We start from the raw sequence: 24,675 nt of genomic DNA on the forward strand, positions 1-24,675 counted from the left end.
TTCCTAACCTGAGGGATCGTGCTTCTTAGAGAGTTGAATATAACAAATCGTTGTTGCTGCCTTCGCTTCGCGTCGGCCGCAAAACGAAAACGTTATGTTCATTCGGAGATTTCAAAATGACAGCAGAAATTAATGGATTCAGTATTCCCGTCAGTTTCCTGACGACGTATGTTTTTGTGTCGATGATAATATCCGTAATTATAGTTTTAGTACTAACACGATCATTAACCAAGTCTGTTAGAGTGGTATGTTGCTTTATTGCAGTGATACTTTGCTTTTCTCTATATGGACAATGGGTCTATCTTGCATTTATGTCACTATTCTCTTTTTTCTTAAGTGAACATAACAACCGCAGGCAGTCCGCCCCTTATCGGTCCTCGGAGTCGTAAGCTGTTGCGAGAGTTATGTTCGGAAAGGTGTGGCCCATGAGTGATCAAAGTCTGACAAAATCTCCGCAATCAACTTCTAACCTTCATTGGGCTTTAATTGTACTGTGTATCCTGCTTCCCTGGGTCGGTATTATAGCCGCGTTAGGCTGTTTGGTCGTGGGGTTAGTAAGAGATGGAACAAGGTATTTGAAATTTTCAAAACAACTCTTTTTGTGGTCGATCGTTGCTATTTTAATGTGGCTAGGTCTTAGTTTACTGCTTTCCAGTATCCCATTTGTAGGTACGTGGACACCAAGTCGCCCGTAATAAGAACATAACAAAGCCGTCTAAATCGACGGCCTTAAAAAACAAAGGCCGCGATTAACGGCGGTGTTATGTGCCTAGAGAGCTAATCTTATGAACCAAATTAGGTCGATTTTTCTTTTACTCACATTGGCTCCACTCGCATCGGTTGCTGATAGTGGAACAGTCTATTGGTCCATAGAAATTCCGACTCCAGAAATAGCTGAGAATATCCTTTCAGATACAAATGAAAAGTTTTACAGCAAGAATGTTACGTTTGACGTTAGTGACATAGAGCCAGATTCCATTGGTAGTTTCTACAACAGTTTCTTCACTGAGATGGGGTGGGCCGACCCGTCGGCAGCTTTGCCAAGTCAATTCCAAAGGCCTGGCGGCTGGAGCGGTTACAGCATGCGCATTAACGAGTCCGGCCAGCCGGAAGCTGCTTATGGACGCATGTGGAAATCCGTGAACCCACCCGCAATCGGCTCGTTGCAGCTTGTGCTCAGTAACTATACTGAAGCTGGCTTCTCCGGCGTTGTTACGGTTTCAATAACCCCAGAAATTGATACTAACTCCTTGATGCAGCTCAATCAGCTGCTGGGCAACGATCCAAAGAACCTTTTTAATTTGTTTAACGCTGTCGGTACAAATCCCTTCGAGATACAGAACATAGTAGTTCCAGCCAACTTTACTAACGAAGAAGATCCTTTGCTTGTAGAGTATTTCGGAATAGTTAACGAAGTGATCGAACAATATTATGAATTTGGTCAGAAGTACGTTGAGCAACAGTGAGTTTTTCGGCACATAACCAGTCAAGGCAGTATGCAGCTTCGCCGCCGGACGTGGCTACGCCACGCCGCTGCTTGAGGCGTTAGCCATACATAAGGATCTGCATGAGCGTTGTAGCAAGGGTTAAGAAATCAGTCTGGAATCTTGGAGCTGTTTGCTTTTTTATTTGGTTTGGATTTAAGGCTATAGGTTATGGGATGGATCTTTTTGACATTGAAGGGCCATCACTTTGCTCCTATACCGACGTAGCAGAATTTACTTCTCCAAATGGCAAAAAAATTGCGAAGCTTGGTTATTCGGATTGCGGTGCAACGACTAACTGGCAAACAGGTATAAATATTGTCGATGTAGAAACTGGTAAAGTATTCAATGGCTTCTTTGGTTTAAACGGGAAACCAGACAACTTGGAAGTAATATGGGAATCAGATATAAAGTTAACTTTAACCAACTTCCCAATAGAAAACTTACTATGGTTCAATCAAGATTACTTTTCAGGAGTATCAGTTGAAATCAAGTCGAGTATGGCTAACAAGTCAATCAAGCAGGACTAAAAACAGTTTGCTGTTGCTCATTCCTCGCGATTTTAGCAAACAATTTTTAGCCTCTTATTGAGGCGTTAAGCATCCACAAGGAGCAAACCATGGAATCATTTGCGAGAGCATTATCTGTACTTGCCATTCCCCTAGGAATTATCAATATGTTTGGCGGCATCGTCTCTGGCATATGGCTGGCTATTCTTGGTGAGTGGGGGTTGATCGGTTACGGCATTCTGGCGCTAATTGTGTCGGGTATGGGTATCGGGTTAGCCATGATGCCGGGCATGATTTTCGCAGCTCCCGCAGCTGTCATGCTCGAAAAGGGCAACAAATTCGGTGGGTACGTTTTTGGCTTTCTTAGCTCGCTTTATACTATTGGCGTTCTTGTTGCGTGGTGTGTCTTGGTTCTAATTTATTACACTAAGCAAGCAAATCACGATTCAATAATTCCTGTTTTAATTTGGTCATATGGTATTGCTACCGGGCCAATTGCATGGCTTGCTCAAAAAGACCTACAGGCCGGCAATGAGTACGCGATGGTATCTACATTCTTTATTCAGGTGGCGTATCTGTTAACTATTCTGGGCATTCTTTTTGTTGGCATGTCATTGCTAAATGTACTTATTCTGTTTGGTGTAATTATGGCTATTGGGCTAGTCGTCCAGTTCTCAATGGCCTATCTCACCGAAAAATCACAGAGTTACTACTAATGCTTAACAAGGCGCAGCTGTCGGACAGATTTTCCGCTGCGCTCCAAATTTGCCGCAGAGCGCGGCGTTAAATGCCACTCTGCACAGGCTTCTTGCCAAATCCTCAAAAAGGTATACTTTCTATACCATTATTACATTTGAATTTGATCCCAAAGAGAGTCTCAGTAATGCCTATAAACACGGTATCGACTTTGAGCAAGCACAGGCTCTATGGGATGACCCAGATCTACTCATTATTGACTCCAAGGCGCTCGACGAGCCCCGGCAGTTGGTAATCGGGATGATCGATGGCAAGCATTCGTCTGTAATCATCACAGATCGACCGCCCAATACACGTATTATCTCTGTTAGAAGGTCTCGAAAGTCTGAGGTGGATATTTATGAAAGCAAATGAACTAGACGAAAAATTCGACGCCGGCAATGAAGACATTGTTGGCGATTTTGATCTAACGACCGCCAAGCGTTCTAATCGGCAACAGCGTCGAGTAAATGTTGATTTCCCTATTTGGATGATCGACTCTCTCGATAAGGAAGCTTCTCGCCTAGGCGTTACACGCCAATCAATTATTAAAGTTTGGCTAGCTGATCGTTTAGAAGGCATTGCATCAGCAAAACACTGATCTGCATTTAACAAGCGCATGCATCGGAGTCGTATTGGCTCCGATAACATATTGTCTAAGCAGCGCTTTGCGCAAATACGCTTAGACCTTATCTCCACCAACACTCCCCGCAGAGCTAGGCGTTAGATTTCCCCATTGCCCCATTTCCACAACTCACCTAGAAGTGCTACTATAGTGTCACTTTGGAGGATTTATTATGCGTACTGAACTAGTCACATCGTTAAAGCGTCAAGCAACAACCATACTCGCACAGCTTCATGAGGATAAAGAGCCCATACTTATTACCGAGCATGGTAAGCCCTCTGCGTACCTTGTCGATGTATCTGATTATGACGCAATGGCAAAACGAATGGAGATTCTTGAAGGTATTGCTCGTGGTCAAAGGGATGTTCTCGAAGGGCGCGTTAAGACGCAGAGTGAAGCGAAGGAAATGTTCTCTAAATGGCTCAAGTAATTTGGACTGAGAACGCTCTGCTAGGTCTAAGAGAAGTCGTCGAGTACATTGAATTGTTTAATCCTGGGGCTGCAAGCTCACTCGCTCAGCAGGTATTCGAAGCTACAGACCAATTGGTCGAATTTCCCGAAAGTTGTCTGCTGGTAGAAGAACTTCCTGATCATAATTTTCGGCAGCTATTAGTTAGCCAACTTAGATTACTCTATTCCTATGAAGTTGATAAAGTCACTATCGTGCACGTCGTTCGACAAGAACGAAGCCTTCGTAAACTAATTTCTGAAGGTTAGCAATCTAACATGCGCGTGCAGACGGAGTCATAACCGCTCCGCCTCTCATGCGATTGCACTGCGAGCAATTTATCGCATGATCAGCTTCACTCTTATTCCCCGTTGACGCGGGCGTTAAATCTTACACTTGCACAATATCTCGTACATGTTAAACTTGTACATTATTTAGTACAGGTGTCGCTATGCGTATCGTTAATTTCTCAGAAGCTCGCAATCATTTAAAATCAGTGCTTGATCAAGTAGTGAATGACGCAGACTACACAGTTATCACTCGGAGAGATTCTGAAGATACCGTAGTCATGTCTCTAGATCATTTCAACGGCCTGATGGAAACTGTACATCTTTTAAAGTCGCCTGCAAATGCCGCCCACTTAGCAGAGTCAATTGCTCAGTTTAAGTCCGGTGCGGTCATTGATGGCGGCCTAACTGATGACTAGGAAAGTTTCATTTACTAAAGCCGCGTTCGATGATTATGTCTATTGGCAATCTCAGGATAAGAAGACTCTGCGGCGTATAAATAAGTTAGTCGACGACACGTTACGAGAACCCTTTGAAGGAATAGGTAAGCCTGAACCACTAAAGGAAAACTTATCCGGATTTTGGTCACGAAGAATCGACGGTGAGCACAGGCTAGTCTACGCAGTTGATGATCTCGCCATTACGATAATTTCTTGTCGTTATCATTACTAATTATTAGAACGATTTAACAAGCGCGTGCAGGCGGAGTCATAACCGCTCCGCCTCTCATGCGATTGCACTGCGTGCAATTTTATCGCATGATCAGCTTCACTATTATTCCCCGCTGACGCAGGCGTTAACTGCCAACACGCACAGACTTTTTGCCATAAAATCAACAAAGATTGGTGATACCTAGGTTTCTCGGACCGTCCCAGACCTTATCAATGACTTAACCCCAAAGGACTCCCACATAGAGGCTATCTATGCACTTTCAATTAGAGAAAGATATCAGCAGTAAAACTATAAATAGAATTGTCGTACTAGGTCAGGGCGTCATGGGCGTTGATATTGCTCTCACTCTTGCGTTGGCAGGCTATGAGGTCACCGGAGTGGATTTGCTTGACTCACAGCTTAAAACCGCAGAAACACGCACACGGGCGAATTTAAGCCTTATGGTGAAAGGAGGCTTAGTCGAACAAGAAGCTGCAACACAGGCGCTAACTCGAATTCGGCGTTCAACAGACTGGGACACTTCGATTGCCGAGGCAGACTTTATCATGGAAGTGGTACCTGAAGACCTCACTAAGAAGCAGGCCGTATTCAAAAAATGCGATGAGCTTTGCGCTCCCGATGTGATTATCGCTTCTAACACGTCTTCGATGAGTATTAGCTTAATTGCCGAAGCGATGCAGCACCCGCAGCGAGCAATTACCGCGCATTGGACTATTCCAGCCCACCTTAGCCCGTTAGTTGAAGTGGTCGCCGGCGTAGAAACGCTAAAGGCGACGGAAGCTAAGACAGTGGCGGTGCTCGAGCGCCTAGGTAAGCATCCCGTGATCTGCAAAGATACGCCAGGGTTCATTCATAATGCACTTCAGGGCGCTTTAATTAAAGCGTCGATGGATTTGATGGATATGGGCATTGCAACCGCGGAGGAAATCGATGCGGTCGTTAAAAATGGCTTTGGATTAAGAATGCCGAGCGTGGGTCCCATTCAGTTCATGGATATGGTCGGACTCGATTCCATTGTGAATGTCGGTGACTACGTGGCCAAAACTCTCGACAATCCTGCGTACCGCGCCCATCAAAGAATCCGCGAGAAAGTTGAGCAAGGCGATTTAGGCGTTAAAACAGGTCAAGGCTTCTACCAATATCCAAACGCGAACGCGGAGGAGTTCTGGGAAGATATTAACGGTCGTATCATCAAAACGTTGAAAGCGAATTACTACCAGACCTAAGCCTCAATGCGTTCTTGCCGATTGCTTCGGCAAGAACGCTTAATTAGCACTAGCGTCGCCAACTTACTCGTCTCTGTGCAATATAGTAACTAGGCCTCATCTCAGGAATGACCAAACACCGATATAACCTGAAGATACTTTCCATCAGCGATCGTTAATCTAACAAGCCTTGCAAAAGCCGATATCTAACAATGTCGGCTCGTGTTCAGTGGCGTTCTTACACAAACAAAGCACTGATGGATGCTTTTTAAGCAGCCTTACATTTCTTGAGTTCTTTCTTCAATCGAGCTCTGAATGAGTAATCATCAACGGTTATTGTATGTCTTGGCGTGTCGATTTGTTTCACATCAGGATTCGCTAGCTCTTTTTCAATAAGCTCTTTAATGGATTGTTTGGGTTTCCAATTGCCGAGCAGATGTTGAGCGGCGAGTTTCGATTGAAGCTCTGCACCCGGCCAGATGCAGCCCAGCGGTTGAAAAAGGCCTATGAAATACAAGTTGTTGATATCAGCGGGAATCATCTTATGAAGCAGCGGAACTTTCCCTTCTTCATAATTAACGAGGCTCTTTTCGAAAAATCGATGTTTAATCTTAAAGCCAGTACAGGCAATGATCACATCAAAGGTTTCGCGCTTGCCATCTTTAAAGATAACCTCATTGCCTTCGTATCTTTCGATATCTACGTGGGGCGTGACTTTTCCGTGTCTGACGGCATAGTAAAGTTCTGAGTTTACGGTTGGGTGAGTTGCGCTTAGCCCTTTGTCGGGCTTTTGTAATCCAATATCTTCATTCTTTCCTTGGAAGATCTCGAGCATCCATTCTGTAAATGGTCCTCGAATAAAATCTGGCATCCAGCGATTTTTTAATGCTTGTAAATCGGTGGGTAAGCCGTACATGAACTTAGGAATAAGATAGTATCCACGTCGCCAACTGATGGCAGTGGTTTTAGATACGCGCGCTGTTTCTACGGCAACATCGCAGGCAGAGTTTCCGCCGCCAATGACCAAAACTCGTTTGTCCTGAAACGGCCTCGCTGACTTAAAGTCATGCGAGTGGATCAACTCCCCGGTAAATTCACCCGGATAATCTGGGTATCTCGGTTCATGATGATGCCCATTACATACAACAAGTGCATCGAATTCCTCGGTAATTTTTTCGTCGGACCCCAAAGCGTTCCATTCGACTTGCCATCGCTCCCCGTCGATCTTCTTACACTGGGTTACTTCCGTATTAAATTTAATGAGCTTTTTAATATCGAAGTGATCTGCGTAAGCGTTGAAGTAGCTCAATAATTCTGAATGCGATGGGTAGTCGGGTGTATTTTCAGGCAAAGGGAAATCTTGGTAGAACGACGTGTGCTTTGAGCTAATCAGATGCGTCGTTTCAAATACGCTAGAGTGCCCAGACGGATCGTTGAACCTCCAGTTTCCGCCAACTCCCTCGCATCGATCAAAAGCCGTTACCTCAAAACCTTGGTCTGCGAAGTTCTTGATTGCTGTTATTCCTGATGGTCCAGCTCCAATAATGGCTACTCTTTTCATATGTCTTGTCTCGTTGTTATATTCGTTATAGAAACTGTCTACTAACTGGTAACTTCTTAGCGCTACTAGATGAATGCAAACCTGCTCGTGACCACTGCTCATTGGATGCGACCGCACTGAATACGAATTCATCGCAGGATCAGCTTCACAATTTCTCTTCGTTCAAAGGAAGGATCGACCCAACGTAGCGTATAAATTTGTTTAGGGCTATCTCGGAAGTGACAACACCCGAGGTTGATTCAATCAGGTGGAATCAGGCTTTATATCTTATAACACGCCTTTCAAAATAGGTTTACTAGATGAATGCCATTAACGGTTAAACTTGTTGTTTAATCGTTAATTTTTAGGAGGTGTAAATTGAACATAACCATCCGAGATGAAAGCCCAAAAGACCTGCAAAGCATCCATGAGGTCACTGTTTCAGCATTTCTCGAGGCTCAGTACACCGATCATACCGAACAATTTATTTTGAAGGCGCTCCGTGATGCAGGCGCTCTAACGGTCTCGCTCGTAGCCGAAGAGGGCGGTGTTATTGTTGGTCATGTGGCGGTTTCTCCAGTAGCTATCTCAGACGATTCCACCGGTTGGTATGGTCTGGGTCCAATATCTGTACTTCCGAGCATTCAAGGAAAAGGTATTGGCTCAAAGTTGATGAATGCAGCGATTAAGGCGCTTAAAGGGATTCGAGCCAATGGCTGCGTATTGCTCGGCGACCCCAACTACTACTCGCGTTTCGGTTTTAAGCCAAAGGAGGGATTAATTCTACCGGAGGTTCCACCCGAGTATTTTCAGGCGTTACTACTACAAGGTGGCCTACCTCAGGGTGACGTGACTTATCACGAGGCATTTTCCGCAAGCGATTCTTAAAGCCGCCAAAAGAGATGTTCATGCTATCGTGTAATGACACGATCATCCGTAGTGGAGCGACTCGCCCGGCTTCACGTTTGGGCGTTCACTTCGGCTGGACTGCTCGCACTTGCTGGTTACGCTCCTGCGAGGTGACGTTCGTTCGATCGTTGGTGGCAAAGTAATTGATCGATTGAAGTACAGAGTTAACTCACGTATTTAGGCAAAGTTGGCTGATTAGCTGTTCAAATATCTGCTTTGCTTTAGAGTTTCTATGATGCTCTATTCAGCATCGATTCGCGAGAAAGTGAGCGGTGTGTCACAGGGTTTATGGAACTACGTCACTCAGTGTGGGCTAGGGTGAGCGGTTGACTATCCATGAAACCCGATCTACTCTACGTTCAATGAGTTGTAATCAAAAATATTATTTAAGGATGAGCAATATGAAGATTAAGGCATTAGGGTTTTTATTGATATTAGCGCCGAGTATTTCTCTCGCTTCGGTAGATATGTTTCTGGATATTGAGGGTGTAACGGGTGATTCACTCTATCAGGGGCATGAAAGAGAAATCGATGTTCTGGCTTGGTCTTGGGATACGTCGTTTGATGGTCGTTGTGCCAACATCGAAGATGTTTCGTTAACTAAGTGGGTTGATTCTAGCTCGCCGGTGCTACTTATGGGGCAGCTCATGGGGCGCGAATATGAAAAAGCGACGTTTACGGTGTCTAGTCCGAAGTCTATATCTGGAGGTGCCCGAGATCATTCTGGTCCCGATTATATTAAGATAGAATTCCGCAATTTGTTTGTGTCGGCAATTTCGTTGGACAGTTCTCGAGACGACGAACGATTGACTGAGACGGTGAGCTTTAGCTTTGAAAGTGCTACCTACACTTATACGCCATTAGATGAGAGTGGGCGGCCTGGTAGACCTGTCACTGCAGAAGTATATTCAGGGCGTGGTTGTAGATAGCCAATAGGATTCTCGCGCAGGGATTCCTGTGGTAAAAATGGTACGTCGCTACTCTGTGAAAGGCCGGGGGCGAGGCGGTGTTTGAGGGGCCCTAAATTGACCGTGCTCGCGTGCCGTTGTAGTCTGGGTTGAATAGCTAACGGCTCAAACTGCTACGAAGAAAGCATGAAATATCACGGAAGTTGCCTCTTTGGTGCCATCCAGTTTGAAGTCGATGCGCCTAAATCGATAGAAGCCGATCGTTGTACTTGCTCTAGATTTACCAAATCGGGGGTACTTGCAATAGGGCTCTTGAAAATGTTGATGTTATCATTCATACCTCGGCTCTTCATGCTCCTCATGTTGGTTTAGTACCTGATTCAGAGTTTCAATCTATCAACGTAGGCGCGACTGGGAAACTGGCTCTGGCTGGATTAAAAGCAGGAATTAAACACTTTATTTTTACCAGTACAACTGCGTTGTAAGGCAATGCTTCGACACCTAAAAGTATTGCAGGTTGAATTGATGAGAAAGCTACCCCTCAACCCAAGTCGATTTATCATAAAAGTAAATATGCTTGTCGCACCTTAATGCGACGTTATACACAGGAGATATCGTGAGTATTTATTGGAAGATATTTACACCTGCAGGTAGTAAAGATAAGGCAATGAAAGTTGCCAAGTCTGTAGTCAAATCCATCGGCGTTTCACACTCCGAGCTAGTAGTTGAGCCATACCATAAAGGTGGTTTTACCTGCTCATTTGAAACCATAGTTTCCAAAGGTGACTGGTCTTGTGTGGTATTTGAAACGATCGAATTAGCCCAAATTATTGGAAGGGCATATACCATAACTGGAAGTATTCATGATGAGCTTGATATGTGGTCAAATGAGCCGAGTGTTTCTGGGGTCACTAACATCCAAGTAATGGCAGAAAAAAGAGCATAACAAAAAGTTAAACGCGGCCACAGCAGTTTACGTGTTAAGAAAGGGAGTCCCGTCTTGAGGCTTAGGCATAACAAGGATTAATCCAGAAATGCAGAATGAAGTAGTACTTATTCAAGATGAAGAAGACATCACTCTTTGCTTTGACGCCTTCAAAGCATTGCGGCCACACCTTAACAAGCAAGACTTCATTGAACAAGTTGCGCGTCAGGCAAAAGACTCCTATCAAATTGTCGCAATCAAAAAGGACGGTGTAGTGCCTAGCGCCGCCGGTTTCCGTATTACTGAATTTCTGGCATGGGGAAAGGTGCTTTATATTGATGATCTAACAACATGCGAAGAGTATAGGGGTAATGGCTATGCATCTACTCTCATGGACTGGTTAATCAATCATGCGAAGGAAAATGGCTGCGAAGCCCTTCATCTAGATACAGGGCATCATAGGCATGTTGCACATAAGCTTTATCTTAAAAAAGGTCTTAGCATTACGTCGCATCATTTGTCCATCGGGGGGCTACAGAATGCGTAACAGCTCTACCTTACACACCGCAGCGGCAAGCTGCTGAGGAACCTTCTGTCCGCGTCTTCACAACGGTGAAAAACCTTGTAGTTAGGTTTCCCTAAGTGCAAAGCATTAACCATTTCATTTGCTCGTGCCACTTCGTGGCTGGACAGTCTAAGGCGCGATACGCACAAAGCTGCCGACTATAAATGCATTATGCCCAAGGGAAGCTAGTTTATGCCTGAAGCCGAACCATCTAAACTCGTAGAGTTTGAAACCCCGAATGGTCTTGAAAAGTGGCTTGAGTCGAATCACTCTATTGAAAGCGAATTATGGGTCAAGATTTTCAAGAAAAAGTCTAAAATAGCGAGTGTGACTTGGGATGAGGTCGTGGTCGAATCGCTTTGCTGGGGCTGGATTGATGGTGTGAAGAAATCAGTTGATGAAAATTCCTACCTGCAAAGGATTACTCCGAGAAGAGCACGAAGTAATTGGTCAAAAAGGAATAGAGATCATGTTGAGAGGCTCGTCAGTGACGGCCGCATGAAAGAGGCTGGACTTATTCATGTTAATGCTGCGAAATTAGACGGAAGATGGGAACGGGCTTATTCGGCAAGCGAAATGATAGTTCCTCCTGATTTTATTGAAGCGTTAGACAGTAATCCTTCGGCGAAAGAATTTTTCGGTACGCTTACTAAATCAAGTCATTATGTAATAGCCCTGGGATTGACTAGTGCCAAGAAACTAGAGACAAGACAGAGACGGTTTGATAAATACATGGGTATGCTCATCAGTAAAGAAAAGCCTACCTAGTAGTTAGAAAAAGGAAGACGGCCTTGATAGCAGGGTATGACGATAAAACGGTGAAGAACCCTAAGTTGCTTGCCGATCGCATCGGTAACCTTCTTTTCATGACGTCGTTGCTAATTCTGGCCTTATATGTTGATATTGAGTATCACTCAGGAGTCTCGAGTTTTGGCTGGGTGATTGTAATCTCGCTATGTATAGCTCCTGTCTTTCTAGCGTTTCTAGCGTTTCTAGCGTTTCTAGCGTTTCTAGCGTTTCTAGCGTTTCGAGCGTTTCGAGCGTTTCGACTGGACGCGAAAAATATTTAACAAAATCGTCTGAAGCTACAGTCTTAGAAAACAAAGCTGCGATTAACGGCGGAACTAATTGAAGGATCTGAGCACTATAGCCGTTTCCACAGTTAGGACTAACTACCTAATCACTCGGGACTCGGTAAATCGACACCATCTGGTTGTGGGTAGCTTCACAGTTCGTTATTTTTTTAGAAGCGTTCACTAATGTATCGAAATTTAGCAAAGATAATCATAGTCATACTCTTCCTTTCAGGTTGTGCTGAAAGAGCGATAACTATTTCTGACCAAGAGGATAGGATTGTAGGAGGGTGTATAGCTGGCTATGATTGGCATTTTTACGGCCTTCAAGACTCTATTGATTATATGCTGTACGAGTGTGCTAAAGACTCAATAGCGGAAGGTTTTACGATCTCTGATGAACGCCTTCTTACGCTAGATTTTACCTTACCGCAACCTCCAGAGGGCTTATCTTGGAATAAAAGGTTGGCAATGCAACACTTCCATAGTGGAAGCATCACCGAGAGAGAACTGGGTTATATTCTTGCTGCTATTGAGTACGAATATCAGAAGGTTGCTTGGCCTGCGGAAGATGATTTAGCCAGCGGCAAAATCAATCAGGATGAATTCAATGAAATAGTCAGCGCTGCAAAATTTAAATGGCTTGGTGAATAAAGCTTATAACAAGCCGTCCCAGCTACTCTATTTGCCAATTGTCCGAAGTTGATGTTAGTGATATGGTTGAATGATCAACTTTAGCAGTGTGGCAGCTTCTTCGCTTGCTTGCGAAGGTTAGCCTTGGTTGGGTCTAATGATGGGTGTATGTAGTGCGGTTGGTAACTTCGATTTAGAATTAAATAATTTACTAATGTTTAAGCTCGGCGATTAACTTTAGAGCGCTATGATTCCATGGCCTTGTTAATAGCGGTATTGAATAGCGCCTTGGGGGATGCAAGGAATGGGGCCGTCACTTTTTCAACTTATTATACTACTGCCATTTGTGCTGTTTTTTTGTTCGATAGTACCGGCGGTCCTAAGCTACCTGGTGGCAGGAAGGAAAAACAGGTCGCGGGGCGGCTGTGCTTCAGTAGCATTCTTATTGGGGTTCACTTTTTTCCTGGGTTGGTGCTATTTACTCGTACTTGCGTTGATGCCGCCAAAGGAAATTAGGGCTAACGAAGCGTTTTAGGTTCCCAGTTCTTGGCGTTGATTAGCAGGCATTGAATGTGAACTACAAACTTCAAACCACCTAGGCGTTAAGGTCGAAGGCGCTAAGCCTCGAGGCTGCGATTTTAGCCGGCGTTATTCCATTTTGAGAAGATTGTAATGAAGACTATTACTATATTATTTCTATTCGCTATTCTTTCTGGCTGTGTAACAAGTTCTAAGGAAATGGAGCAGGCAGCCCGTGAAAATGAGGAGCGCTCCCTTGCCGCTCAGGAGCGAGCAAAACGTCATGGAGAATTTCCAGGCTCTCATGACAATATTGAGGGAATAGAGCGCGCAAATGACGATGCGCTTCATTTTCAGAAGGAGGCGAACAAAGATCGGGGAGCTATGTATGAATTCTTCAGCTTGTTACTGGATGTGGTAGTAGAGAACTATAAGCGCTAACTGCATTCTTTTAGGCAGTCTTCAGAGCGCCTAGCTAGCCCCCTAGCGATAAACTTTTTGATACTAGATACCTTCACTGTACTCCTGCTGTAAAAAGGAAATGACGCGAATCGCGTTGCACTGACTGTGAAATCCAAAAAAATATTCTGCCTGCTCTACGCTGACGAATTCTAAACTCTACTATGTGCTAGGTTCGCAGCCAAGGGAATGGCTATCGGCGCTGGTTATCTCTACAATTTTTTTCTAAGGGCTGACACTTGGCGTTGTTAAGTGCGTACGTCATACAATGATATGTGAGGGGGGGTTATATGAAATGTTCTTGCTTCATCGCAACCAGTGTAGACGGCTACATTGCAACGGCGGACGACAGTGTAGAGTGGCTGACAACTTCGGGAAAGCAAGGCGTAGATCTTGGTGTGAACGCTGACATGGGGTTCAATTACTATCTCGACACTGTGGATTGCATGATAATGGGCCGCAAGTGCCTGGAAAAGCTTGCGAGTTTTAAGCTTAGCGCCGAGCAGTGGCCCTATCGAGATCTTCGAATCATAGCGCTTACTAGTTCATTATCTCAGGTGCCAGAAGGTCTTCCTGCTCCGATTGAACTGCACTCGGGTGATATTCAGCTGCTGGTTAAGCAACTTGAACAAGATGGCTTCAAGCATGCATATATTGATGGCGGAGCAACCATTACTGGATTTCTTAACAAGCAGTTGCTCAATGAAATAACCACAACTCAGGCGCCAATTTTACTCGGTTCGGGTAAGCCTTTGTTTGGACTAATGAGTAAGTCGGTTGCGGTGGTTAACCCAAGGGCCATTGTGTATGACAATGACTTTGTACAGATTAGCTATACGCTGAGCTATCATCATAACTAGGTTGATAGGGTTGAGCTTATTTCACAGTATTGATGTCTCCGTGTGTTAGGGCATCGGCGGAGTTACTTGCCTATACTGAAAACTAAATCGCGAGGGAGTCGAGCATGGTGTACAAGGGAAAGGCATATTCTGTTTTGGTGTTAGCTGCTATGTCTGTGCTATGGACCAATGTGGTGTTTTCGGAATCAAACGAGGAACTTGCCAAAAAGTTATCCAATCCAATCGCTTCGTTGATAAGTGTCCCACTGCAGCTTAATCATGATTCAAACATTGGCAAGGCCGATGAAGGCCAGCGTTTGCTATTGAACGTACAGCCGGTTATTCCCGTATCACTCAATGATGACTGGAATCTTATCTCAAGAACCATATTACCTGTTGTTTCACAGCAGGATATGTTTGCAAATTCGGGCAGTCAATTTGGCTTAGGGGATGTGGTACAGAGTGCCTTTTTTTCACCCACCCAACCCACCGAAAGTGGCTGGATTTGGGGAGCAGGGCCTGTGTTGCTTCTTCCTACCGCAACCGATGAATTACTTGGTGCTGATAAGTGGGGACTCGGTCCCACCGCCGTGGCACTAAGGCAAGATGGCCCGTGGACCTATGGTACCTTAGCAAACCATATTTGGTCGGTAGCAGGGAATGACCAACGACAGGACATCAACGCTACCTTCTTGCAGCCGTTTCTCTCCTACACAACCCCGGACGCCATTACTTTCGCGCTCAATACTGAATCAACGTATGATTGGGAGTCGGAACAGTGGTCCGTACCCATCAACTTCAACGCCACAAAGGTCACTAAAATAGGAAATCAGTTGGTGAGTGTTGGCGGTGGCATCCGTTACTGGGCTGAAAGTTCGGATAATGGGCCAGAAGGGTTTGGAATAAGAATTCTATTCACGCTACTCTATCCCAAGTAGCAGGCGCTCCCCAGCGCTGGGTAATGGATTAGAATAATGAACTTGCAACTGTGTGAATCTAAAGATTTAGCTGCGTCTGCTCAGCTTAGCCTAACTAATATGCAACCCTACTATGACATGTACGGTGTTGAGTGGGGTGTTGCCGACATCCATAGGGCGATTAGCGAACTCCTAAATTATGACATTGTCAGTGATCACGGTATTGTGGGAGCGGTGCGCTTGTCCTTTGACGGAGCCGGTTGCCAGCTGCGCGATATACAGATAGCGGACCCCAACAAGGGCAAGGGATTTGGTGCCAAGATAATTGGGATGATTAGGGAGTTGGCCGTGAAACGGGGAATGGAACGGATTGAATTGAAAGTTTTTCAGCGCAGCCCAGCTGTCCACCTATATCTTCGTTGTGGGTTTGTTCAAACTGAAGCGGATGAGCGATTCTTTTTCATGCGATTAAACTTGCCCTAAGGCAAAGCCGATCACTAATGTTACCCTCTTAGGTATAGCCCTAACAGACTTGAACTCTCCATTTGTCCAACGGACGGACGAGTTTGAACCAATTTTTACAGTTCTTGCCCTTTGCAGCTGTTGGTTGAAATGCGAGTATTTTGGCGTGAATTCACTCTAGATGAGAACGCTAATAATACAGAATTCAGGATAGTTAAGAAAAGCCGAAGGGCTGAGGAAGCATGGTATGGAGAAGCATCAAGCTAAACATGGCTGTCTGTGCTGTAATGGCGAACTTCATCGTATCGTCGCCTCAAATAAGCAACTGGAATCACTAGCTACAGCATCAAGGCAACCCGGGTGGTCATGTAATCTCGGAATCAATTTTAACCAGCTTAGCCGTCGAGATTTCTTGAAGGGAAGTGCAGTGTTTGCTGGACTATTTGGCCTCCTACCGAGCTGTGCCAAGGATGAAAAAGCCCGCGCGCAAGCTGCGATTGATACCACGATTTTTACTGGTGGAACTATCATGACGGTTGATGCGGAGTTTTCTGAAGTTGAGGCAATCGCTATTCGTGGTAATCGCATTATCGCGGTGGGTGAGCTGAGGGCGGTCGTCAACTCGGCAGGAGAAAATGCCACTACTATTGATCTCGCGGGTAGAACGCTACTGCCAGGCTTTGTTGACCCGCACTCTCACGCGGTTTCTGGCGCTGTAGTAGATTCTATTATGGATTATGTTGGGATGGCTCGCTTCCAAACTACGGATGAAGTGCTGGCTCATATTGCTCATAGGGCTAACAATTCGCCGCCAGGCGAGTGGTTAGTATTTCGCAATTTTGATCCCGCCGTGCAAGGTGGTCTAAGCGCACTTAGTTTTGCAGAATTGGACCCTATTTCGGCAGTTCATCCAATCTTCGTTATGAATGCCTCAGGCCATATTGCCTATGCTAACTCCAAGGCCTTCGAGGTCGCCAACATCGCTCAAGGCATTGTTAATCCTGCGGGGGGCGAATTTGTTAGAAATGAAGGCGGTGAGCTAACTGGTGTTATGAAGAATAATGTAGCCTTTATGATGGTGATCTCACACTACCCAGCTATGGTTGATGCAGACCCAATTAGCGGATTGACGACGCTTTTGAATAAGTGGAGTGCAGTGGGCTTAACCACCGTTTCAGAATTGAGTCTAGGTGCACTAACACAATCTCCAGCTGATGCTCAGCTAATGAATGCCGCAGCTCAGACGGGGCAGTTAGCTGCTCGAATTCGCGCTTACCCATTCTATACAATCGGGGCAGAGGCATGGGACAAAGCTGGAATAAAGCCTGGTGATGGTTCGGCGTTGGCTCGAGTTTCTGGCTATAAACTCGTCGCAGATGGGTCTAATCAAGGATATACCGGTTTACAGAGAGAAGCCTACTTAGGTACAGAGGATAAAGGTCTTGCTTACATGAGTTTAGAGGAACTCACGGAGACGGCTCTAGAGCGAGCTAAAGCAGGTTGGCCCCTAGCTATCCACGGTAATGGTGACGCGGCGATTGACAATATTCTAACCACTTGTGAAGCTCTGCAAGCTGCAGGTATTGACTTACAAACGGTCCGACCGCGTATAGAGCACTGTTCAATTCTTCACGATGATCAAATAGCGAGGATGAGGGCACTGGGAGTATCAGCGAGTTTCTTGATCGGCCATGTTCACTACTGGGGAATTGCGATGCGCGATGAGGTCTTTGGTGAAGAAAAAGTTCAGCTATTAGACCGTTGTAAGAGTCTGGAGAACGCGGGCGTTAGTTTCACTTTGCACTCCGATTTCATGGTCACCGATCCTAACCCGTTGCATATGATTGAGATGGCCGTGACACGGACTACGTGGAAGGAACCGAACTATGTGTTGGCTCCTCAAGAACGAATTTCGGTTGAGTCGGCAATTCGTGCAATGACCTCGGAGGCAGCCTGGCAATTGTACTCTGAGCATGAGTTTGGGAGCTTGGAGGTTGGTAAGTTTGCAGATTTAGTGATTTTGGATAAAGACCCTAGGAGTGTTCGTCCAGAGCAGATCAGGGCTATTAAAGTGGTTGAAACATGGATGGATGGAAAGTGTGTTTATGGCACATGAATTCGTCGCTTGAATTAGCAAAGAACCTTGTGAAAATTAAATGGCTGTTTAGTTAGGCTAATACGGGAGTCGCGCTGTCCTTTCTTCGTGAGGGTGATTTGAATTCCTTCTTGCTATACGGGCGTTTGGCCGAACGGGTTACAAAGGAAATCGAGTAGATTAAACGCACGCTGCTAGGCTGTTAAGAGGATCGCGAATTTCGCGTTATTAGACGCGCCATTAACAGCAGGGGAATATCATGTCTACGTACCCAAGAACCTTCTCACATATAGGTATTTCGGTGCCCGATGTAGAAAAAGCGGCAAAGTTTTACAGTGATGTGATGGGGTGGTATCACATTATGGAGCCAACGGTCATCAACGAGGAAGCTGATACGCCAATAGGCCAGATGTGTATTGATGTATTTGGTACGGGTTGGGGGTCGTTCAAGATTGCTCACATGTCTACAGGTGATAAGATTGGTGTTGAGATGTTTGAATTTAGCAACAACGAAACACCAACGAACTTTGAGTACTGGAAAACAAGTACTTTTCACTTTTGTGTTCAGGACCCGGATATTGAGGGATTAGTTGAAAAAATTGTGGCGAACGGCGGTAAGCAGCGAATGCCAATTCGTGAATACTATCCCGGCGAAAAACCCTATAAAATGTGTTACGTTGAGGATCCCTTTGGCTTAATATTTGAAGTGTATTCGCACAGCTACGAGTTAACCTACTCTCAGGGAGCTTACTAGCTGAGAGCATTGCGATGACACGGTTGAACTATTAGGTTTAGCTTTAGAAAACTGCGATATCAGAGAATAATAACAATGCAACAAATCTATAAGATCCTATTGGTGTTGGGGCTACTAACGCTGGGGGGGTGCTCAGACCCTTTGCCCAGCGACTATTCATCCTACGCGGGGGATTGGCGCAGTGCCGAGATGCGATTGCTGATTTTGGCAGACGGTTCAGTTTCCTATCAGCGTATTCAGAATGGTATGACCACATCAATCAATGCGCCGATAAAGCACTTTGAGGGTGACGATTTTGTTGTAGGTATTGGTTTTTTTGATACCACTTTCGTGGTGAATCAGCGGCCTTATCAGAAAGGCGGCCGGTGGTTTATGGTAGTTGATGAGGTTACACTGCAACGCGCTGAGATCCAGCCCGTTCGAGTTATTGATAAGGACGCTGGCCAGCGACTGTAGCAGAGCGAGCTGGGTGTTGGACCAGCGATGATCCGGCGCTTGTTACTGGCTGTAGTGACTAATTTTATTATTGCAGTGGACTACTGTGTTTTTCGATGAGTCCAGAAGGAGTTGAGGTTTGAACAAGTTGTTTTTAGGTATAAAAAGTCATGTGGTATGTCTTGATAAGCGCGACGGTAAGGAACTTTGGCGAACAAAATTGAAGACCTCTACCGTAACGAACGTTTACTATGAAAACGATCAGGTCTTTGCCTACGCTGGAGGCCATCTCTTCTGCCTTAGCACCCTAGATGGCAAGATTGTTTGGACCAACACACTTAAAGGCCTTGGCTTCAGCACCTGTATTATCGCCAGCGAGCAACAGAGTACCTCTGTGATCACTAGCCAAGTTGCCGCTCAGCAGGCTGCTACTGCAGCAACGGTGGGAGCAGGTGCAGCGGTTGCGGCAAGTAATTAATCAGTTAGTTGGTTAGTTGGTTAGTTGGTTAGTGTTTAGTAGCCTAACTCGAAAAGCTAATCCCTGTTGAGACATTTTCAGTGCTTAGTTACTCCTAGCAAATGAGATCCTGTGCGAGTTTAGTGAACCAAGGTCGTTAAAAAGACGTACTCTTCCGACAGGGAGTACCTATGAAAACTGGATTGTATTGGTTCAACACAGATCTTCGATTGGAAGACAACGTCTCACTATTAGAGTTACTCAATAGATCCGAGCGAGTAGCCTTTGTGTACGTCATAGATCCTCGGTGGTTTCGCCCGCTGCACTTTCACCAACCAAGGATGGCGCCACATCGATGGTTATTTTTGAAGCAAAGCTTATCTGACCTTCATCAATCCTTGCAGCGAAAAGGACACGCTCTCAGTGTTTTAGTGGGCGATCCCGTGGTAGAGATTACCCGTCATTTGCAAAAGTGGGATGTTTCGGTCCTAGGATGTGCCAGACCTTCGGGATTGATTGAGGCGCAACAGCTTAAAGCACTTTCAGCCGAGGTTCCTCGCGTCATAGCAAACACGGATTTAACGTTATTTGATGCTGCCCAAATTGAGCAAGATAGCCCGAAATTGACAAGTTTTAGTCAGTTTCGACGATATATCGAAAGCAGTGATTTGGCGGTCGCCTCGCCGTGTGCATCGCACAGTTTGGAATTAGCTTCGGTAGCTACCACAGACTCAATAGATGATATTTTTACGCAAATTGAACAGAAATATCCGCAGCTAGGGGCGGTTACTAGCGGTGTCTTTAATAGCGGCTATGGTGCAGCCCAATTACACCTAACAAACTATTTCACTACCTCCAATCCGTTGCGCTACAAGGCAACAAGAAATGCGTTAGATAGGTGGGACGCTTCGACCAAACTGAGCCCTTACTTAGCAAGCGGAATCCTATCTGCTAGACAGGTTTGGAGCGCCATTGAAGGCTTCGAGCGAGCGTTTACCGCTAATGAGTCTACCTATTGGATTCGCTTTGAGTTGTTGTGGCGTGAATACTTTCACCAACTCGCTATTCGCGACGGGGCCAAGCTCTTTAAGTTTCAAGGTAGAGCGGCTACACGGCCGTTAACCTATTTCAATGCCATACGTTTCGCGCAATGGAGTTCGGGTTCTACAGAATTCCCACTGGTGAACGCCTGTATGAACCAACTCCGTGAGACCGGCTATATTTCCAATAGGGCGAGACAGATAGTGGCGAGTTGCCTCGTGAATGAACTCGCGTGCGACTGGCGCTTTGGTGCTGCTTATTTCGAGCAATATCTTGTTGACTACGACGTTGCTGCTAATTGGGGAAATTGGCAGTACATCGCTGGCGTGGGGGCAGATACTCGTGGTGGTCGCCACTTTGATCTGGCCAAGCAAACGGAAATCTATGATCCAGACGGGACCTATCGGACTAAATGGCTAGGTGGTGAGAGTCATTTTGTCGCGCCTTGGGTTGATGCCGTAGATTGGCCGATTGATCCTAGTCAATAAAATGGCGGTGAAATTCTTCGGGTTAAACGATGATTACGCAATCAATAGGACTTAAAACTTATCAGCGCGACATATTAACGCTATTATTGGGTTCAGATAGCGCTTTCTAAAATAACGAGGTGGTTCATGATTCGAGTAGCTTTGATTTTGGTTTCTATGCTGGTAGTGGCGAATGCTAATGCCCAATGGACTTCGGCTATTGGTAAGCGAGGGGGCCACTGGGAGGGCACCTTTGGACTCAAATATCAGGATAGTGAATTCCTTGGTAGTCAAGAGGGATCGTCTCTTAAGTTCGAATCGGATTATGGCTTTATGTTTGGTTTAGCCTATAACTTTAGCGATCATTTTAGCGCTGGCTTCGATGTGGATTATCTCCGCGCGTATTATCAAGCGGATCTTATTTCGGCTACTCCAGGAGAGCCTGATATACAGTTTGGGCATAAGGGCGATTTCAGCTCGTTTATGTTCAACGGTACTTACAACTTCATTTCAGGGTCCTTTACTCCTTACGTTTCGGCTTCGGCAGGCTGGCAGTATTTTGACTCGAATATTATCGATGGTGATCCGGTCATAGGCTGTTACTGGCATCCCTATTGGGGCTATATTTGTAATGACTACTATCAGACCTACACCGAAACTAGCTTTGGCTATGGCGCCACCGCTGGCCTTCGCTGGGAAATTGATTCCAGCATGTTTATTAAAGCAAGCGTGTCCCAGGATTGGTTCGACATGAGCGGCGCCCATTCGGACCCCAGCTTTATCAGCGGCGCAATAGAGTTCGGTACGCGCTTCTAGTTTTTTATGAAGATTTACATTCTCTATACCAAAGCGGCTAAGACAGCCGCTTTTTGTTGTCTTAAAGGGCTGATTTTTTATGAAGTGGTTGTACAAACGGTTCGAACGCTGGACCAAGCCTTACCCAGAGATTGACCATCGTCCTATCCCGTCAAGCCTGTGGGGTTTTTGTCGTCACTTCACGAGAGGTTTTGAACGGCCACTGTTGCTGATGGCGATACTAAGCGCAGTGGTTGCAGGCTTCGAGGTCGCGCTATTCAATTTTGTGGGAACGCTCATTGATTGGCTGAGCGTGTATTCCAAGGATGAACTGTTGGCAGAAAAGGGCGAGTTGCTTGCTTGGTTGGGCGCTTTTATCCTACTAGGAGCACCACTGTTGGTGGGCGTGCATTCATTGCTTTCCCATCAAAGTTTACTGGGCAACTTTCCCATGGCAATTCGTTGGCAATCGCATCAGCATTTGCTTCGACACGGCATTAGTTTCTATCAGAAGGATTTTGCGGGGCGCATTGCCACCAAAGTCATGCAGACTTCCTTAGCGGTGCGCGAAGCGGTGATGAAGCTGCTGGATGTTGCTGTGTATGCTTTGGTATATATGTCTGCCATTATTGTGGTATTGGGGTATGCAGATTGGCGATTAATGCTACCGATGCTGGGGTGGGTTGTTGCGTACGCCGCAATTCTTCGCTGGTATATTCCCAAGTTAAAAAAGGTGTCAATGGAGCAAGCGGATGCACGCTCGCAAATGACCGGAAGAATTGTGGACACTTATTCCAATATCACCACTGTTAAACTGTTCTCTCACACTGCTCGGGAGACCGCTTACGCCAAGGAATCCATGGACGGTTTTCTAGTGACGGTTCATAAACAAATGCGTTTGGTGACGGGACTTAACTTTTGGGTTGAAGCGTCTAATTACATCCTACTATTTGCTGTGGCCGCGCTGTCATTGCACCTCTGGTTCAATGATCTGCTGGGTGCTGGGGCTATTGCTGTCTCGTTGGCACTGGTCTTGCGGTTAAACGGAATGGCGCATTGGATTATGTGGGAGGTTTCGAGCCTCTTTGAGAATATCGGTACGGTAGCAGATGGTATGACCACACTCTGTGAACCTCTGCCATCGGAGCCGGATCAACCTCAGCCCTTGGAGATTGAAGACGGAGAGATTCTTTTTAATGGTGTGGGCTTTTCCTATGATGATCAGGCGGCGGTGATTGAGGATATTTCGCTGCGAATTAGCGGTGGAGAGAAGATTGGCCTAGTGGGACGTTCCGGGGCAGGGAAGTCAACCTTAGTGAATTTGCTATTGGGCTTCTTCAGTTTGAAGCAGGGTAAGATCTTAATTGATGATCAGGATATCGCCGATATAGCGAAGGACGATTTACGACAGCACATTGGGATGATTACCCAAGATACATCTTTGCTTCATCGAACTATTCGAGAAAATATCCTCTACGGCAGACCCAACGCGACGGATGCAGAACTCATCGCAGCGGCTAAGCAGGCTCATGCGTACGATTTCATATCAGGCTTAGTTGATGATCAAGGTAATAGAGGCTTTGATGCCCAGGTAGGTGAGCGTGGCGTTAAGCTATCGGGTGGTCAACGCCAGAGAATCGCTATTGCGCGGGTGTTATTAAAAGACGCGCCGATTCTTGTGATGGACGAGGCGACATCGGCCTTAGATTCTGAGATTGAGCAGGCTATTACCGAAAGCTTAAGCGAATTAATGACAAATAAGACGGTTATTGCCATTGCTCACCGTTTATCAACGATTGCGGCAATGGATCGTTTGGTTGTCATGGATCAAGGGCGAATTGTTGAGGTGGGAAGCCATCGGGAGCTGTTGGCTAAAGAAGGCCTCTATTATTCGCTTTGGCAGCGTCAGAGTGGTGGCTTTCTGGCGGATTAAGGGAAGCTATTTTTGTCAGGAGCTTGTCAGCGTGCCTGAGTTTATTGTGCTCTCGTAACAGTTTTTTGCCTCGGCCTTAAGTTTGTTTTATGGTCAGTAGTAAATGCGTGATGCTGAGTTTCGAAAGATGGACTGCTAAACTTTATCATCATGACCCTTCAACGGATTGGAGCGCATAGCATGTCTATGGTTAACGAACCTGCAATGACCGCAAATTTTGAGTTATCGGTGGAAATCTCAGCGCCTCTGGGAGAAGTGTGGAGGTCACTGATTGATGATATCGGATTGTGGTGGCCGCCGGAATTTTTTACGTCGGATAAGACTAAATCCATTGCTCTGGAACCATTTCCTGGAGGAAGGCTCTTTGAGGACTACGGGGAGCACGGTGGCTTACTTTGGTATCACGTTGTAGCCATAGAGAAGGAGTCATCACTGTTGCTCTCAGGTTATCTATTACCGCCGTTTGGCGGTCCCGCTGTCACTTCGCTTCGCGTGGCCCTTGCTAAGTCCTCTTCTGGGGTGATTTTGACTATAAACGATGCCATTTTTGGTGCTGTAGGTGGCTACGACCCCGTTGAGGATTGGCGACTGTTGTTTGAAGGCGGATTTAAAACCTTCGTTGAACGGCCGAAGCAGTAAGTGACTTGGTGTTCTCAGGACGAAAGCCGCAGCGTTAATTCAGTACGAAAGTTATCTCGTCTAACTAATTTTTTGGATCAAACATTGGAGAGTTCGAAATGGAAATGTCAGAAATTATCTCACTATTCGGTTGGATGTCAGTGATTCACATCATTGTGTTGAGCTCAGCGAGCCTTCTATTGGTGGCGGCTCGAAAGCCCATAGCGCGGTTGCACTCATCGCTGTTGGGTGTTCCGGAAGCTGAGTTGCCCTCGCTGTATTTTAGTTATCTAGGACATTACAAGATAATTGCGCTGTGCACGGCCGTTGCGCCATACGTGGCACTGCGCCTGATTTAGTTAGTCT

Annotated in this window: 31 protein-coding genes; 30 read left to right on the forward strand and 1 reads right to left on the reverse strand. The window is 45.8% G+C overall.

The annotated features are described in order from the left end of the window. Positions 1-785 precede the first annotated feature (785 nt). From DFR27_RS03600 to DFR27_RS03645, 10 genes are all read left to right on the forward strand, one after another. Complete coding sequence (locus DFR27_RS03600) at positions 786-1,466, forward strand: hypothetical protein (RefSeq protein ID WP_121876117.1); 681 nt, start codon at positions 786-788, stop codon at positions 1,464-1,466. A gap of 101 nt (positions 1,467-1,567) precedes the next feature. Continuing rightward, positions 1,568-2,014, forward strand: a complete 447-nt coding sequence (locus DFR27_RS03605) for a hypothetical protein (RefSeq protein ID WP_121876118.1) — start codon at positions 1,568-1,570, stop codon at positions 2,012-2,014. Positions 2,015-2,103: 89 nt separating this feature from the next. Then, positions 2,104-2,709 carry a hypothetical protein gene (locus DFR27_RS03610; protein WP_121876119.1) on the forward strand — a complete coding sequence of 202 codons (606 nt, stop codon included), beginning with the start codon at positions 2,104-2,106 and terminating at the stop codon, positions 2,707-2,709. A gap of 49 nt (positions 2,710-2,758) precedes the next feature. Then, the gene (locus DFR27_RS12760; protein ID WP_211327560.1) at positions 2,759-3,103 is read left to right on the forward strand and encodes a BrnT family toxin; all 345 of its coding nucleotides are present in this window, start codon (positions 2,759-2,761) and stop codon (positions 3,101-3,103) included. Continuing rightward, positions 3,090-3,329 (forward strand): type II toxin-antitoxin system BrnA family antitoxin, encoded by a 240-nt coding sequence (gene brnA / locus DFR27_RS03620; protein WP_121876120.1) that lies wholly within the window; start codon positions 3,090-3,092, stop codon positions 3,327-3,329. The genes DFR27_RS12760 and brnA overlap by 14 nt, the downstream gene beginning before the upstream one ends. A 196-nt stretch (positions 3,330-3,525) precedes the next feature. Continuing rightward, entirely contained in the window at positions 3,526-3,783 is a 258-nt protein-coding gene (locus DFR27_RS03625; protein WP_121876121.1) for a type II toxin-antitoxin system Phd/YefM family antitoxin, read from the forward strand. Next, the gene (locus DFR27_RS03630; RefSeq protein ID WP_121876122.1) at positions 3,771-4,070 is read left to right on the forward strand and encodes a type II toxin-antitoxin system RelE/ParE family toxin; all 300 of its coding nucleotides are present in this window, start codon (positions 3,771-3,773) and stop codon (positions 4,068-4,070) included. Before DFR27_RS03625 ends, DFR27_RS03630 begins: the two co-directional genes overlap by 13 nt. Positions 4,071-4,252: 182 nt before the next feature. After that, entirely contained in the window at positions 4,253-4,507 is a 255-nt protein-coding gene (locus tag DFR27_RS03635) for a type II toxin-antitoxin system Phd/YefM family antitoxin (RefSeq protein WP_121876123.1), read from the forward strand. Continuing rightward, a complete protein-coding gene (locus tag DFR27_RS03640) occupies positions 4,500-4,760 on the forward strand; it encodes a Txe/YoeB family addiction module toxin (protein WP_121876124.1) in 261 nt (86 codons plus the stop codon). Before DFR27_RS03635 ends, DFR27_RS03640 begins: the two co-directional genes overlap by 8 nt. 251 nt (positions 4,761-5,011) lie before the next feature. Beyond that, the gene (locus tag DFR27_RS03645; RefSeq protein WP_121876125.1) at positions 5,012-5,986 is read left to right on the forward strand and encodes a 3-hydroxyacyl-CoA dehydrogenase family protein; all 975 of its coding nucleotides are present in this window, start codon (positions 5,012-5,014) and stop codon (positions 5,984-5,986) included. Between the two features lie 247 nt (positions 5,987-6,233). Here DFR27_RS03645 and DFR27_RS03650 read toward each other — a convergent pair whose 3' ends face one another. Further along, the gene (locus DFR27_RS03650) at positions 6,234-7,526 is read right to left on the reverse strand and encodes a flavin-containing monooxygenase (RefSeq protein ID WP_121876126.1); all 1,293 of its coding nucleotides are present in this window, start codon (positions 7,524-7,526) and stop codon (positions 6,234-6,236) included. 357 nt (positions 7,527-7,883) lie between these two features. Between DFR27_RS03650 and DFR27_RS03655 the strand changes: the two genes are divergently transcribed. The 20 genes from DFR27_RS03655 (at position 7,884) to DFR27_RS03760 (ending at position 24,668) form a co-directional block, all read left to right on the forward strand. Further along, entirely contained in the window at positions 7,884-8,393 is a 510-nt protein-coding gene (locus DFR27_RS03655) for a GNAT family N-acetyltransferase (RefSeq protein WP_121876127.1), read from the forward strand. A 422-nt stretch (positions 8,394-8,815) separates the two neighbouring features. Next, positions 8,816-9,343, forward strand: a complete 528-nt coding sequence (locus DFR27_RS03660; RefSeq protein ID WP_170150768.1) for an Hcp family type VI secretion system effector — start codon at positions 8,816-8,818, stop codon at positions 9,341-9,343. Positions 9,344-9,609: 266 nt separating this feature from the next. Continuing rightward, positions 9,610-9,807 carry an NAD-dependent epimerase/dehydratase family protein gene (locus DFR27_RS12765; RefSeq protein WP_425452016.1) on the forward strand — a complete coding sequence of 66 codons (198 nt, stop codon included), beginning with the start codon at positions 9,610-9,612 and terminating at the stop codon, positions 9,805-9,807. Positions 9,808-9,938: 131 nt separating this feature from the next. Next, positions 9,939-10,268 carry a hypothetical protein gene (locus tag DFR27_RS03670; protein ID WP_147434512.1) on the forward strand — a complete coding sequence of 110 codons (330 nt, stop codon included), beginning with the start codon at positions 9,939-9,941 and terminating at the stop codon, positions 10,266-10,268. 88 nt (positions 10,269-10,356) lie between these two features. Continuing rightward, entirely contained in the window at positions 10,357-10,794 is a 438-nt protein-coding gene (locus DFR27_RS03675) for a GNAT family N-acetyltransferase (protein ID WP_121876130.1), read from the forward strand. A gap of 210 nt (positions 10,795-11,004) precedes the next feature. Beyond that, a complete protein-coding gene (locus tag DFR27_RS03680) occupies positions 11,005-11,580 on the forward strand; it encodes a YdeI/OmpD-associated family protein (RefSeq protein WP_121876131.1) in 576 nt (191 codons plus the stop codon). A 491-nt stretch (positions 11,581-12,071) separates the two neighbouring features. Next, positions 12,072-12,539 (forward strand): hypothetical protein, encoded by a 468-nt coding sequence (locus DFR27_RS03690; RefSeq protein ID WP_121876133.1) that lies wholly within the window; start codon positions 12,072-12,074, stop codon positions 12,537-12,539. A gap of 651 nt (positions 12,540-13,190) precedes the next feature. Further along, positions 13,191-13,478, forward strand: a complete 288-nt coding sequence (locus DFR27_RS03700; RefSeq protein ID WP_147434513.1) for a hypothetical protein — start codon at positions 13,191-13,193, stop codon at positions 13,476-13,478. 308 nt (positions 13,479-13,786) lie between these two features. Beyond that, complete coding sequence (locus DFR27_RS03705) at positions 13,787-14,356, forward strand: dihydrofolate reductase family protein (RefSeq protein ID WP_121876136.1); 570 nt, start codon at positions 13,787-13,789, stop codon at positions 14,354-14,356. A 104-nt stretch (positions 14,357-14,460) separates the two neighbouring features. Beyond that, a complete protein-coding gene (locus tag DFR27_RS03710; protein ID WP_170150769.1) occupies positions 14,461-15,273 on the forward strand; it encodes a transporter in 813 nt (270 codons plus the stop codon). 36 nt (positions 15,274-15,309) lie between these two features. Continuing rightward, on the forward strand, positions 15,310-15,735 hold the full coding sequence (locus DFR27_RS03715; RefSeq protein WP_121876137.1) for a GNAT family N-acetyltransferase: 426 nt from the start codon (positions 15,310-15,312) through the stop codon (positions 15,733-15,735). A 226-nt stretch (positions 15,736-15,961) separates the two neighbouring features. Further along, positions 15,962-17,830 carry an amidohydrolase gene (locus tag DFR27_RS03720; protein ID WP_121876138.1) on the forward strand — a complete coding sequence of 623 codons (1,869 nt, stop codon included), beginning with the start codon at positions 15,962-15,964 and terminating at the stop codon, positions 17,828-17,830. Positions 17,831-18,068: 238 nt separating this feature from the next. Beyond that, positions 18,069-18,563 carry a lactoylglutathione lyase family protein gene (locus DFR27_RS03725; RefSeq protein ID WP_121876139.1) on the forward strand — a complete coding sequence of 165 codons (495 nt, stop codon included), beginning with the start codon at positions 18,069-18,071 and terminating at the stop codon, positions 18,561-18,563. Between the two features lie 75 nt (positions 18,564-18,638). Further along, a complete protein-coding gene (locus DFR27_RS03730; protein WP_121876140.1) occupies positions 18,639-19,019 on the forward strand; it encodes a hypothetical protein in 381 nt (126 codons plus the stop codon). A gap of 118 nt (positions 19,020-19,137) precedes the next feature. Continuing rightward, complete coding sequence (locus DFR27_RS03735; RefSeq protein ID WP_121876141.1) at positions 19,138-19,476, forward strand: outer membrane protein assembly factor BamB family protein; 339 nt, start codon at positions 19,138-19,140, stop codon at positions 19,474-19,476. A gap of 170 nt (positions 19,477-19,646) precedes the next feature. After that, positions 19,647-20,984: a DASH family cryptochrome gene (locus DFR27_RS03740; protein ID WP_121876142.1), complete on the forward strand. Its 1,338-nt coding sequence runs from the start codon at positions 19,647-19,649 to the stop codon at positions 20,982-20,984. Positions 20,985-21,110: 126 nt separating this feature from the next. Then, positions 21,111-21,779: an outer membrane protein gene (locus tag DFR27_RS03745; RefSeq protein WP_121876143.1), complete on the forward strand. Its 669-nt coding sequence runs from the start codon at positions 21,111-21,113 to the stop codon at positions 21,777-21,779. An 88-nt stretch (positions 21,780-21,867) separates the two neighbouring features. Further along, complete coding sequence (locus tag DFR27_RS03750) at positions 21,868-23,691, forward strand: ABC transporter ATP-binding protein (protein ID WP_121876586.1); 1,824 nt, start codon at positions 21,868-21,870, stop codon at positions 23,689-23,691. Between the two features lie 180 nt (positions 23,692-23,871). Continuing rightward, positions 23,872-24,330, forward strand: coding sequence for an SRPBCC family protein (locus DFR27_RS03755; protein ID WP_121876144.1), 459 nt, complete (start codon positions 23,872-23,874; stop codon positions 24,328-24,330). Positions 24,331-24,428: 98 nt separating this feature from the next. Further along, positions 24,429-24,668 (forward strand): DUF6868 family protein, encoded by a 240-nt coding sequence (locus tag DFR27_RS03760; RefSeq protein WP_121876145.1) that lies wholly within the window; start codon positions 24,429-24,431, stop codon positions 24,666-24,668. Positions 24,669-24,675 lie beyond the last annotated feature (7 nt).

It is taken from the genome of Umboniibacter marinipuniceus, assembly GCF_003688415.1.
Lineage (GTDB): Bacteria > Pseudomonadota > Gammaproteobacteria > Pseudomonadales > DSM-25080 > Umboniibacter > Umboniibacter marinipuniceus.